At 70.6% G+C, this 12,015-nt stretch carries 12 protein-coding genes; 9 read left to right on the plus strand and 3 right to left on the minus strand.

From position 1 onward, the window contains the following. Positions 1-44 precede the first annotated feature (44 nt). Complete coding sequence (locus tag ACUZ2Y_RS23435; RefSeq protein WP_091384209.1) at positions 45-344, minus strand: WhiB family transcriptional regulator; 300 nt, start codon at positions 342-344, stop codon at positions 45-47. A 202-nt stretch (positions 345-546) separates the two neighbouring features. On the opposite strand from ACUZ2Y_RS23435, the gene ACUZ2Y_RS23440 reads away from it, so the two are divergent. The 5 genes from ACUZ2Y_RS23440 (at position 547) to ACUZ2Y_RS23460 (ending at position 5,063) form a co-directional block, all read left to right on the plus strand. Beyond that, a complete protein-coding gene (locus ACUZ2Y_RS23440; protein WP_476322336.1) occupies positions 547-1,635 on the plus strand; it encodes a MerR family transcriptional regulator in 1,089 nt (362 codons plus the stop codon). After that, positions 1,632-2,534, plus strand: coding sequence for a hypothetical protein (locus tag ACUZ2Y_RS23445; protein WP_476322339.1), 903 nt, complete (start codon positions 1,632-1,634; stop codon positions 2,532-2,534). The genes ACUZ2Y_RS23440 and ACUZ2Y_RS23445 overlap by 4 nt, the downstream gene beginning before the upstream one ends. A gap of 126 nt (positions 2,535-2,660) precedes the next feature. Further along, entirely contained in the window at positions 2,661-3,257 is a 597-nt protein-coding gene (locus ACUZ2Y_RS23450; protein ID WP_018682728.1) for a response regulator transcription factor, read from the plus strand. Positions 3,258-3,455: 198 nt separating this feature from the next. After that, positions 3,456-4,028: a sigma-70 family RNA polymerase sigma factor gene (locus tag ACUZ2Y_RS23455; protein ID WP_187218371.1), complete on the plus strand. Its 573-nt coding sequence runs from the start codon at positions 3,456-3,458 to the stop codon at positions 4,026-4,028. Then, the gene (locus tag ACUZ2Y_RS23460) at positions 4,029-5,063 is read left to right on the plus strand and encodes an anti-sigma-D factor RsdA (protein ID WP_476322344.1); all 1,035 of its coding nucleotides are present in this window, start codon (positions 4,029-4,031) and stop codon (positions 5,061-5,063) included. It begins immediately after the preceding gene. Positions 5,064-5,081: 18 nt separating this feature from the next. On the opposite strand, the gene ACUZ2Y_RS23465 is transcribed toward ACUZ2Y_RS23460, so the two are convergent. Then, on the minus strand, positions 5,082-5,495 hold the full coding sequence (locus tag ACUZ2Y_RS23465; RefSeq protein WP_476322347.1) for a DUF5319 domain-containing protein: 414 nt from the start codon (positions 5,493-5,495) through the stop codon (positions 5,082-5,084). A 158-nt stretch (positions 5,496-5,653) separates the two neighbouring features. Between ACUZ2Y_RS23465 and guaB the strand changes: the two genes are divergently transcribed. The 4 genes from guaB to ACUZ2Y_RS23485 all read left to right on the plus strand — a co-directional run bounded on the left by guaB (position 5,654) and on the right by ACUZ2Y_RS23485 (position 10,631). Further along, entirely contained in the window at positions 5,654-7,165 is a 1,512-nt protein-coding gene (gene guaB, locus ACUZ2Y_RS23470; protein ID WP_476322350.1) for an IMP dehydrogenase, read from the plus strand. A 25-nt stretch (positions 7,166-7,190) separates the two neighbouring features. Beyond that, positions 7,191-8,336 carry a GuaB3 family IMP dehydrogenase-related protein gene (locus ACUZ2Y_RS23475; protein ID WP_476322353.1) on the plus strand — a complete coding sequence of 382 codons (1,146 nt, stop codon included), beginning with the start codon at positions 7,191-7,193 and terminating at the stop codon, positions 8,334-8,336. After that, on the plus strand, positions 8,333-8,839 hold the full coding sequence (locus ACUZ2Y_RS23480; RefSeq protein WP_476322356.1) for a GNAT family N-acetyltransferase: 507 nt from the start codon (positions 8,333-8,335) through the stop codon (positions 8,837-8,839). The genes ACUZ2Y_RS23475 and ACUZ2Y_RS23480 overlap by 4 nt, the downstream gene beginning before the upstream one ends. 73 nt (positions 8,840-8,912) lie before the next feature. Further along, positions 8,913-10,631, plus strand: a complete 1,719-nt coding sequence (locus ACUZ2Y_RS23485) for an FAD-dependent oxidoreductase (RefSeq protein WP_476322359.1) — start codon at positions 8,913-8,915, stop codon at positions 10,629-10,631. A gap of 110 nt (positions 10,632-10,741) precedes the next feature. On the opposite strand, the gene ACUZ2Y_RS23490 is transcribed toward ACUZ2Y_RS23485, so the two are convergent. Next, entirely contained in the window at positions 10,742-11,998 is a 1,257-nt protein-coding gene (locus ACUZ2Y_RS23490; protein ID WP_476322362.1) for an HNH endonuclease signature motif containing protein, read from the minus strand. Positions 11,999-12,015 lie beyond the last annotated feature (17 nt).

Consider the following 12,015-nt stretch of genomic DNA (forward strand, 5'->3'; position numbering starts at 1 on the left):
CGTAAGGCCCGTTCGCCTCGGCGAACGGGCCTTACGCGTGTGCGCTAGTTGGCGACGGCCAGGGTGCGTTTCTCGGTTTTGATGATCGCCTCCCGCTCGGACTCCGAAAGCCCGCCCCAGATCCCGTAGGGCTCGTGCACGGCGAGCGCGTGGGTCCGGCAGAGGGACAGGACCGGGCATGCCTGGCAGATCGCCTTGGCCTTGGACTCGCGACGCGCGCGGGCGGGTCCGCGCTCCCCATCCGGATGGAAGAAGAACGCGCTGTCCATGCCTCTGCACGAGCCGTCGAGCTGCCAGTCCCACACATCGGCGTTCGGACCGGGGAGCCTGCGAGTGTCCGCCATGATGGCCGCCTCCATGTCTGTGGGAAGGGAGTCAATACTCCATTCGGTGCAGCGGCTTACACGCTAGAACCGCGTCAATACTTGTTCAAGGGTGATCGACTCATTCGTACCGCGATTCAGCCGATCGGCATCACCCAGTCGACGCAGCGTGGTCATGTATCCAGTTGCCGGACACTCGGCGTCACCCGACGATGGTGCTGTGGTGACCAAATCCGAGCAGGCGACACCGAGCGGTTCCACGGACAGTGGGCCGCCGGCTGACAGCGAGGCCGACGAGACCGACGAGACCGACGAGGCCGACGAGGCCGACGAGGCCGACGAATCCGGCGAACCGACCCTCTCCGTCGCCGCCGTGGCCCGCAGGCTCGGCATCGCGCCGTCGACCCTGCGCACCTGGGACCGCCGCTACGGGGTCGGTCCGAGCGGGCACACGACGGGCAGCCACCGCCGTTACGCCCCGTCCGACATAGCCCGCCTGGAGCTGATGCAGCGGGCCCTGCTCAAGGGGGCGGCACCCTCCGAGGCCGCCGACTACGCCCGCCGGGTCTCCGCGGAGACAGTCGCGGGCCGCACCCAGCCGGAGCGCACGGTCGAGCCCGCCGCCCCGGCCGACCAGGACGGCGACTGGCTCTCGGACATCGCCACTCAGAGCAGGTCACAGGGGTCGCCGGACCCGCGTGGGCTGGGCCGGGCGGCGCTGGCGATGGACGACGAGTCGATGCAGGTGATGATCGCCGAGGCGATCGTCGACTACGGCGTGGCCGCCACCTGGGACTCGATGATCCGTCCCGTCCTGTCCGCCGTGTCCAACCGCTGGGTGCACGCGGGGGACTGCGTGGAGCTCGAACACCTCGTCGACGAATGCGTGCTGGCCGCCATGATCCGGGCCACCCCACTGGTGCCCGCGCCGCGCAACACCCGGCCGATCCTGCTCTGCTGCGCGCCCGGCGAACGGCACTCGCTGCCCCTCTACGTCCTGCGCGCCGCGCTGGCCCGCCGGGGCCTCGGCACCCGCATGCTGGGCGCCGCGCTGCCCGCCGCGTCCCTCGCCGCCGCCGTCCGGCGCACCGCCCCGGCCGCCGTGGCGCTCTGGGCTCAGGTCGCGGCGAACGGCGGCGCGGACGTGATCGAGCAGATTCCGCGCACGAGGCAGCACATGCGGATCTTCGCGTGCGGGCCTGGATGGTTCGACACCGACATGGCGGGCCGGGTCGAGCACCTCGACGATCTCGCGGGCGCGGTGGACCGGATCGAATCCGTGGTGCTCGGCGAGGCAGACTCGTCCAGGTGAGTGACCCCGATCGGGCGGCCCGGTGGACCGCCGCATTCGGTGAAAACCCGATCGCGTCAACGCCGGAACCGCCGCGCGAGCCGTTCGACGGCTGGCTGACGGCGGTCGCTCTCGGTGGCCGAGGTCAGTACGCCCGAGCCGCTGACCTGCTGCGGAGGTTGATCTCCAGCCCGGATCCGGTGATCGCCGCGCTGGCCGCCGCGACCCGCGCGTCGCATCTTCGCCAGGTAGGTGGACACGCCCTCGCCCGGTCGTTCGACGCGGCGGGTCTGAACCGGCTCGCCCAGGCGAACCTGATCGGGCCCCGAGGCATCGACGGTGATCATCCCCACCTGCCCGGACCGCCCGGCGCGGACGTTCGCGCGGCGCGCTCCGACGTCCTCCTCGGCCTCGCCGCGGACGCCATCGGCCTGGGCCGCACGGCGCAGGCTCGGCGCCTGTTCGGAATCGAGTCCACCTTGGGGGACGGGGGCTGGCGCACGGAGATCCGGCGGGGCTGGGTGGCGGCGGAAACGGAGCTCGGCGCCGGGTTCGCGGGGGCCGCTGTGGCGCCCGCCGAGGCAGCCGCGGCCGCCGCGGCGAACTCCGGATCGGTCCGCCACCAGGTCAAGTCAGCGCTCGTCCTGGGGGCCGCCCTGGCCGCCGTCGGAGATCGCGAACGGGCTCGCGTCCTGATCTTCGACGCGCTCGCGGACGCCACCCGGCACGGGCTGCTGCCGCTCGTCTGGCCCTGCGCCATGGTGCTCGCCGACATCGACCCGGAGGAGGCGCGGGCGCACCGGCGCACGGCAGCGCACGTCCTGCACTGTGTGTTACGAAACTGCGACCCGACCGCGCGGAGCCTCGCGATGGCGTCGCCATGGGTTCCGACCTGGCTGTTCTCGAGTTGGTCCGATTAGGTGAACGCGCCGAGGCGGGCATCCGGCGGATTTATTGACAGATTTACCACCGGATCGTGTCAAGGTTCGGCGCGCAGCGTCCGATAGGGGAATTGGAACGTCACTCGGCTGCAGGAAGGAGTCCCCGTGACGACGGTCTTGATCTGCGATGACCGACGCAGCGTGCGGGAGGGTTTGACCCGTGTCATGTCCGCTGTACCAGGGGTCAGTCGCATCGACTGCGTAGCGCACGGTGACGAGTTGCTCGCCCGCTTCTCTAGGCAACCGGTGGACGTTGTCCTCGTCGGTACCCAGCGCGCCGTGCCCACCGGTGTGGAAGCAACGCGACGCCTCGTCTCCGCGAACCCGCAGGCCAACGTCATCGTCTTCGGCGCGCCTGACGACGCGGGAAGCATCGCCGCCGCCATCGCGGGTGGCGCCCGCGGATACCTCCGCTGGGACGCCTCGCGTCCGGAGCTTGTGGCCGCCCTTGCCCACACGCTCGCCAGCACGTCGGTGCCCGCCCCGCGGCAGCCTTCCGACCCGGGCGTCCAGCTCACCGACCGCGAACTGCAGGTTCTTCGCGGCATGAGCCAGGGCAAGAGCAACGGACAGATCGGCCGTGAGCTGTACCTGTCCGAAGACACCGTGAAGACCCATGCCAGGCGGTTGTTCCGCAAGCTGGGTGTCCGTGACCGTGCTCAGGCGGTCGCCCACGGATTCAGGCGCGGCCTGGTGTCGTAAGCCAGAGTCGGCGGCGAGCCGTGCGTGCCCGTGGCAATACGGGCACGCACGGCTCGCCGTGTTTCCGCGACCGTGACTCTGCCCACTCCGGGGACCCCCGGCGACGGGCGGTACCGTGGGTGCCGACGCACTGAGGTGAGCGCCTTGGACCGTGTCCATCAATCGACCGCACTAGTAACGCCAAGGCTGCAACCTGCGATGACCACATTGGGGGACGGACTGGACGCTTCGGTAAGCGCTGCCGTCGAGGGCGACCCTCAGGCGATCGGACGAGTCCTCGCGTCCGTTCGGCCCCTCGTAGTGCGCTATTGCCGTGCCCGTGTCGGAAGGCAGGAACGCTCGTTCGCCTCGGCGGACGACGTGGCCCAGGAGGTGTGTCTCGCGGTGTTGACGGCACTGCCTGGCTACCGCGATCAAGGTCGACCATTCCTGGCGTTCGTCTACGGGATCGCGGCGCACAAGGTGGCCGACGCCCATCGGGCCTCCGCACGAAACCGTGCCGAGCCCGTCGCCGACGTGCCCGACGAGCCAGAGCTGGACGCGGGCCCCGAACAGCGAGCCATGCAGGGAGAACTCAGCAGGCGGATGAGTGATCTACTGCGTGTCCTGCCCGACAAGCAGCGTGAGATCGTAGTGCTGCGCGTCGTGGTCGGCCTCTCGGCGGAAGAGACCGCCGAGGCCGTGGGCTCCACCCCGGGCGCGGTCCGGGTGGCCCAACACCGGGCGCTGGCCCGGCTGCGCAAGACATTGTCAGCGGAGGAGGTGGTCTGAGTGTCCGACCAGGGCAAACACGACAGACGTCGTGACGACGAGGCAGAACTCACCCTGCCCCGCTCCGAGAACCCAGAGCACGGCACCGTCGTTCCGGTCGACTTCGGCCTGCGGTTCGGCGACGACTTCGACCTGAACGGGCCGGATCGCGACCCGTTCGGCAGGCTCGACGCGTCCGAACTCGATGACGCCGTCGACTTCTCGCTCGTGCACGCCGACGACGCGTTCCTTGACGCACTCGGCGCCGCGATCCGCGGCGAGATCCCGGACGAGGCAGGCGTGCGCGACGACGAACTCGCCGCGCTGCTGTCGTCTTGGCGCGACGACGTCGACGCCGAGCCGATCAAGGAGCTCGTCGACACCAAGTACGCCGTCGCCACCGTCATCGCCGCCAAGGCCCGCAACCGCCGCAGGCCGCGCCTGCTCGTGCCGTTCGCCGCGGCCGCCGCGGTCCTCGCCATCGCCTTCACCGGCGCCGGTCTCGCCGCCAAGGACGCCCAGCCGGGCGACACCCTCTGGGGTCTGACCCGCGTCCTCTATGCCGACCACGCCCGCTCGGTCGAAGCCGCCGCGTCGGTTCGCCAGGACCTGAGCATCGCCCAGACCGCGCTGGCCGAGGGCAAGCTGGCCGAAGCCAAGGACAAGCTCGACGAGGCCCAGAAGGGCCTGCCGTCGGTGTCGTCGGAGGACGGCCAGGCCGTCCTCGCGGCGCTGCACAGCGACCTGGTCTCCCAGCTGCCCGGCAGCCCGGCCAACGAGGCCGCGCCGCCGCCGTCGGCCAACCCGACCACCGTCGCGCCGTCGAGTGCCATGCCGACCACCGAGCCGACCACGCCTGAGCCCTCCTCACCGAGTTCGCCGCCGTCCACGACCCCGAGCGCGCCGTCGAGCACCACCGAGGTGCCGACGACATCGCCCACCGAGCCGCAGACCGAGCCCCGCTCGGATCCCGCGACCTCGGACGGCGGAGCCGCGCCGAACACCGGTCAGGGCGGCCTCACCGAGGCAAGCCCGGGTGCGGTGACCACCTCGTAAGCAGCTGCGCGGGTCAGCTCAGTGCGCGGTCTCCGAAGCGGTGACGCCGTCGGCGTAGCCGCGGCAGTACTCCCAGCTCACGTACGCGTCGGGGTCCGGGTCGAACGCGGGCTCGTGCGGCCGCATCTGGCCGTCGTTGAGCAGCTGTTCGAGGCTGGCCGCGAGCAGCGCCCAGTCGTGGAAGTGCGGCTCCTGGCACTCGCCGCAGTCCACGACGATCCCGCGCACGCCACGCGGCTGCAGGAGCGCCTGGTAGACCGCGAGGTCGGCCAGGTCGTCGAGTAGCTCGACCCGCTCTTCACCGGACATCGGCGCCCCCGACTCCTCCTGCGGCTCGTCCAGCGCGCGGGCGGGGTCGTCGGGGTCGCCCGCGAACGGGTCCGGCGGGAGCGCCCCGGAGCCCGGGGGGACTGAGTCATGCGGCACGACCACGCACGGTACCGGGCCGACCCGCGAACGCGCCCGGATACCATGGTGGAACCGTGCACTTCGCGACCCCGAGCGACCCCGCCGCGCGGCCGCAGGCCACCCCCGAACCCCCGGTCCGGCCACCGGGTCCGCCAGCCATGCAGGAAGGTCCGCCACCCATCATGACCAGCGAGCTCAACGCTGACGGAGTCCCCCACAAGTTCGCCACCCTGGGCCTCACCTTCGACGATGTCCTGCTCCAGCCCGCACAGTCGGATGTGATCCCGAGCACGGTCGACACGGGGACCCGGATTTCGCGCAATGTCACGCTGCGCATCCCGCTCGCCTCGGCCGCGATGGACACCGTCACCGAGGCCCGCATGGCGATCGCGATGGCCCGGCAGGGCGGCATCGGCATCCTGCAGCGCAACCTGTCGATCGAGGAGCAGGCGCGCGCGGCGGAAACGGTCAAGCGGTCCGAGGCGGGCATGGTCACCGACCCGGTCACCTGCTCCCCGAACGACACGCTCGCCGAGGTCGACTCGATGTGCGCGCGCTACCGGATCTCCGGCCTGCCGGTGACCGACGCGGAGGGCACCCTCGTCGGCATCATCACCAACCGCGACATGCGCTTCGAGGTCGACCACACCCGCCTGGTGAGCGAGGTCATGACCAAGGGCCCGCTGGTCAGTGCCCAGGTAGGGGTGTCGGCGGAGGCCGCGCTGGGCCTGCTGCGCAGGCACAAGGTGGAGAAGCTGCCGATCATCGACGGCGAGGGCAAGCTCCGCGGCCTGATCACCGTCAAGGACTTCGTCAAGACCGAGCAGTACCCCAACGCCACGAAGGACCCGGACGGCAGGCTCATCTGCGGCGCGGCCGTGGGCGTCGGCGACGACGGCTACAAGCGCGCGATGACCCTGTTCGACGCCGGTGTCGACGTCCTGATGGTCGACACCGCGCACGGCCACTCCCGCGCGGTCCTCGACATCGTGACCCGGCTGAAGAAGGAACTCGGCGACGCGGTCGACGTGGTCGGCGGCAACGTGGCGACCCGCGCGGGCGCGCAGGCGCTCATCGACGCGGGCGCCGACGGCGTCAAGGTCGGCGTCGGCCCCGGCTCCATCTGCACCACCCGCGTGGTCGCCGGTGTCGGCGTCCCGCAGATCACGGCCATCTACGAGGCCGCGCTGGCGTGTGCTCCGGTCAAGGTCCCGGTGATCGGCGACGGCGGCATCCAGCACTCCGGCGACATCGCCAAGGCGATCGCCGCGGGCGCCAGCGCCGTCATGCTCGGCAGCCTGCTCGCGGGCACCGCCGAGTCGCCGGGCGAGCTGATCCTCGTCAACGGCAAGCAGTTCAAGAGCTACCGAGGCATGGGCTCGCTGGCCGCCATGCAGTCCCGTGGCGAGGCCCGGTCCTACTCCAAGGACCGCTACGCGCAGGACGACGTGCTCGCCGAGGACAAGCTGGTCCCCGAGGGCATCGAGGGCCGCATCCCGTTCCGCGGGCCGCTGTCGAGCGTCGTGCACCAGCTGATCGGCGGGCTGCGCGCGGGCATGGGCTACACCGGCTCGCGCACCATCACCGAACTGCAGCAGGCGCAGCTCATCCGGATCACCGCCGCGGGCCTCAAGGAGAGCCACCCGCACGACGTCACCATGACCGTCGAAGCGCCGAACTACACCACTCGCTAGTCAGTGCACTGAGAGGAACACCCAAGTGCGGGATCTTGTCGACATCGGCATGGGTCGGACCGCCCGGCGGGCCTACGGGCTCGATGAGGTCGAGATCGTGCCGTCGCGGCGCACACGGTCGTCCAAGGACGTCTCCACCGCGTGGCAGATCGATGCCTACCGGTTCGACATCCCGCTGATGACCCACCCGACGGACGCGGTCGTCTCGCCCGCCATGGCGGTGGCGGTCGGTCAGCAGGGCGGGCTCGGCGTGATCAACGCCGAGGGTCTGTGGGCCCGGCACGCGGGCGCGGAGAAGGTGCTGGCGAACCTGGTCGAGGCCGCCGACTCCGACGACGACGGCGACCCGGGCCTGGTCGGCATGCTCCAGGAGCTGCACGCGGCCCCGCTGCGGATCGACCTGATCACCGAGGCGATCAAGCAGGTCCGCGACTCGGGTGTGACGGTCGCGGCGCGGGTCAGCCCGCAGCACGCCGCGGAGCTGACCCCGCACCTGGTCGCGGCCGGTGTCGAGATCCTCATCGTGCAGGGCACGATCATCTCGGCCGAGCACGTGGCCCGTGAGGAGACCGAGAAGCCGCTCAACCTCAAGGACTTCATCGCCGATCTCGACATCCCGGTCATCGCGGGCGGTGTGCACGACTACCGCACCGCGATGCACCTGATGCGAACCGGCGCGGCCGGTGTGATCGTCGGCTACGGCGACTCCGGCGGTGTCACCACGACCGACCGGGCGCTGGGCATCGGGGTGCCGATGGCGACCGCGATCGTCGACGCCGCGGCCGCGCGCCGCGACTACCTCGACGAGACCGGCGGCCGCTACGTGCACGTCATCGCCGACGGCGGGATCTACACCAGCGGCGACATCGCCAAGGCGATCGGCTGCGGCGCGGACGCGGTCATGCTGGGCGCGCCGCTGGCCATGGCGAGCGAGGCGCCCGCCAAGGGCCTGTACTGGACCCCGGCTGCCGCCCACCCGTCACTGCCACGCAGCAGCGTGGAGCAGGTCAATTACCGCGAGCCGGTGGACCTGAAGACCCTGCTGTTCGGGCCGTCGTCGGACCCGGAGGGCGTGGTCAACCTGTTCGGCGCGCTGCGTCGCGCGATGGCGAAGACCGGGTACTCCGACCTCAAGGAATTCCAGAAGGTCGGTTTGACGGTCCGATCGTGAGGAAGGTCGTCGCGGCGGTCGGCCGGGTCGTCCTAGCCGACCAGCTCGAGTCCGACATGGCCGCGATGGTCGCGGCGAGCGACGGCGCTTTCGACGTCGACCCGGACGACCGGCCGAAGGCGCCGCCCGTGGGGCTGTCGCGGGTCTCGGTGCTCGACGCCGAGACCGGCGAGCTCCTCGGGGTGTTGAGCTGGCACGAGACCGGTTGGGGCCGCACCCGCGCGTGCGGCGCCTGGAATCTGGGCATCATGTTGCTGCCCGCCGCCCGAGGTCGAGGGGTGGGCGCGGCCTCGGCGCGGCTGCTGGTCCGGCACCTGTTCGCCACGACCGACCTCGACCGGGTCGAGGCGGCGACCGATGTCGAGAACGTGGCCGCCTGTGCGGTGCTGGAGCGGGCGGGGTTCCTCCGCGAGGGCGTCGTGCGCGGCGCGCAGCTTCGCGGGGGAGTCCGCAGGGACGTGGTCCTGTACGGAATTTTGCGCTCTGACCTCAAGGAAAGCTGACTGTTACTCATAGTCACAGGAAATCTTGGGTCAGACTCTGGTCACTTGCAGTTCAGCCCCTTAATCTCTGCCTATGGCTACGCAACTCACCGGTAACAACCCGGACTTCGATGTCGTTGTCGTCGGTTCGGGCTTCGGCGGCAGCGTGGCCGCGCTGCGGCTCACTGAGAAGGGCTATCGGGTCGCGGTGATCGAGGCGGGCCGCCGCTTCGCCGACGACGAGTTCGCCAAGACCTCGTGGGACGTGCGCAAATACCTCTGGGCGCCCGCGGTCGGGTGCTACGGCATCCAGCGGATCCACCTGCTCAAGGACGTCGTCGTGCTGGCCGGGTCGGGTGTCGGCGGTGGGTCGCTGGTGTACGCGAACACGCTGTACAAGCCGCTCAAGCCGTTCTACAAGGACCGCCAGTGGGCTGACATCACCGACTGGGAGTCGGAGCTGGCGCCGCACTATGACCAGGCGTCGCGGATGCTCGGCGTGGTCACCAACCCGACGGTGACGCCGTCGGACGAGGTCATGCAGAAGGTCGCCGCCGACATGGGCGTTGCCGACAGCTACCACCCGACACCGGTCGGCGTGTACTTCGGCGAGGCGGGGGAGAAGGCCGCCGACCCGTACTTCGGCGGAGTGGGCCCCGAGCGCACCGGCTGCACCGAGTGCGGCTCCTGCATGACCGGCTGCCGCGTCGGCGCGAAGAACACGCTGGTCAAGAACTACCTGTACCTGGCGGAGCAGGGCGGCGCCGAGGTCCTGCCGCTGACCACTGTCACCGCTTTGCGTGAGCGCGAGGACGGCACCTACGAGGTCGACGTGCGCGCGACCGGCAAACGCGTCAGGAAGGGTCGCCGGACCATCACGGCGGGCCGGGTCGTGCTCGCCGCGGGCACCTGGGGCACCCAGAACCTGCTCCACACCATGCGCGACAAGGGCGTCCTGCCGAAGCTCTCGACCAAGCTGGGCGAGCTGACCAGGACCAACTCCGAGTCCATCATCGGCGCCGCCCGGAACAAGGTCGACCCGGCGAACAACTACAGCTCCGGCGTCGCGATCACGTCGTCGATCCACCCGGACGAGATCACCCACATCGAGCCCGTGCGGTACGGCAAGGGCAGCAACGCGATGAGCCTGATGCAGACCATCGCCACCGACGGCGGCTCGACCGTGCCCCGCTGGCGCCAGGCCGCCCGCTTCCTCGTGCGGCACCCGATCAAGTCGATGGGCCTGCTGCAGGGGTACCGCTGGAGCGAGCGGACGGTGATCCTGCTGGTGATGCAGAGCCTCGACAACTCGATCACCACCTATACCAAGCCCGGCTTGTTCGGCAGGCGCAAGTACACGTCGAAGCAGGGCCACGGCGAGCCCAACCCGACCTACATCCCGGCAGGCCAGGTCGCCAACGAGCTGACCGCCAAGCACATCGGCGGCACCGCGGGCGGAACCTGGGGCGAGGTCTTCAACATCCCGCTGACCGCCCACTTCATCGGCGGCTGCGCCATCGCCGACGACGAGTCCCGCGGCGTCATCGACCCGTACCACCGGGTTTTCAACTACCCCGGAATCTCGGTTGTCGATGGGGCCGCCATCACGGCCAACCTGGGTGTGAACCCGTCGTTGACGATCGCCGCCCAGTCCGAGCGCGCGTTCTCCTTCTGGCCCAACAAGGGCGAACCCGACCCGCGTCCGGTGCAGGCGGAGGGCTACCAGCGGATCAAGCCCGTGGCCCCCGTCAACCCGGCCGTCCCCGCCGAGGCCCCGGGCGCGCTGCGGCTGAAGATCGTCGACGTTCGCTGATCAGGCGAGGGCTTGCTGGATTTCGGCCTTGATCGTCCACCGGCACGCGAACCGCGGACCCCCTTCCGTCGCGCAGGTCACCGGTGTCCGGGACTCCCAGAACGCCGCCGCTACGCGGCCCTCAGGTGCAGGGTGTTGCGGAGCGGACTTCGTAACGGGTCGAGGTATGCGGGCGGGGTGAATTCCGGCATCCCGTCCGTGCCGATGCGGATCGCCCAATCGCTGTTGTGGACCAGGCGGTGATGGCGGACGCACAGCAGGGCCAGGTTGTTCAGGGCGGTGGACCCGCCGTCAGCCCAGTGGACGACGTGGTGGGGGGCGCAGGCACGAGGTCTGCGGTCGCAGCGCGGGAACGAGCAGCCGCGATCCCGCAGGATCAGCGCGCGCCGGAGGTGTGCCGGGACGGTGTAGCGGGCCCGGCCGACGTCGAGCGGCTGGCTCGAACCGCCGAGCACGTGCGGCAGGAGCTTGGCGTCGCACGCGATCACTCGGGCCGCGCCCGCGCTGAGCAGGCCCGCGCCGTCGAGCAGCGCGTGCCCGACGCGGGATTCCAGGGCGGCCAGCGGAATCGTGACGTTCACGTGCGGACGTTCGCCTGCCTCGGTCGGCAGGTTCGGGTCGGCGATGGCGAGGTCGCAGATCTGGGCGAAGGCGTCGCCGTTGCGTTCGGCCTGGGTACGGGTGTCCGCTAGTGCCGAAGTCGGGTCGGGCTTGCTGAGCGGTTCGATCAGCGCCGTGAACGTCGCGGCGTCGGCCGGGCACAACTCGAACGCACCTCGTACCCGACCGTCGCGGCGCTTGCGCCAGGACAGGTGGTTGCACGGCTGCGGTGCGGGCGCGGCGGCGGGTTCCGGGCCGTCCTGGTCGAGCACCGCGAGCATCCGGTCCGCGCTCGCCCGCAGCTGCGCGGGGTCGGCTGTGCGGGCCTGCTCGGCAAGCGCCCGCTCGAACTCCACCCGTGCCGGTTCGTCGACCCAGCCCGGCATATCCCGCATCGCGTGGGCGATCACTTCGATGTGCTCGCCGTCGATCGCCGCGTCGGACAGGGCGGCATGGGTGGCGGGAAGGGGCGGCGGGGCTTCGTGGCCCGTCGGCGTCAGCGTCGGGCACACCAGTTCGGCCTGCGCCAAGAGCCGCTTCGCCTGTTTGGGGCTGACCCTCGTCAACGCGGAGATCAGCATCGCGGGCGAACCGTACCCGGCGAGTCGGTGGATATCGCCGCGATCCACCTCGCCGACCAACTCCAGCAAAGTCGCGTATTCGGCCCGAATGCGCGCCACCACGGCGACCATCGCCTCGGCGAGTTCCGGGCCGCGCGAGGCCCAGAACCGACCGGGGTCGTTGTGGTGGATCTCCAATTCGGACACACCACGATCATCCCGAC

Source organism: Actinokineospora sp. UV203 (assembly GCF_056323665.1).

What these genes read in the sequence shown, in the direction of transcription:
- ACUZ2Y_RS23455 (WP_187218371.1), top strand. Translation starts at nt 3,456, where the DNA reads ATGACCACATTGGGGGACGGACTGGACGCTTCGGTAAGCGCTGCCGTC.
- guaB (WP_476322350.1), top strand. Translation starts at nt 5,654, where the DNA reads ATGACCAGCGAGCTCAACGCTGACGGAGTCCCCCACAAGTTCGCCACC.
- ACUZ2Y_RS23485 (WP_476322359.1), top strand. Translation starts at nt 8,913, where the DNA reads ATGGCTACGCAACTCACCGGTAACAACCCGGACTTCGATGTCGTTGTC.
- ACUZ2Y_RS23435 (WP_091384209.1), bottom strand. Translation starts at nt 344, where the DNA reads ATGGCGGACACTCGCAGGCTCCCCGGTCCGAACGCCGATGTGTGGGAC.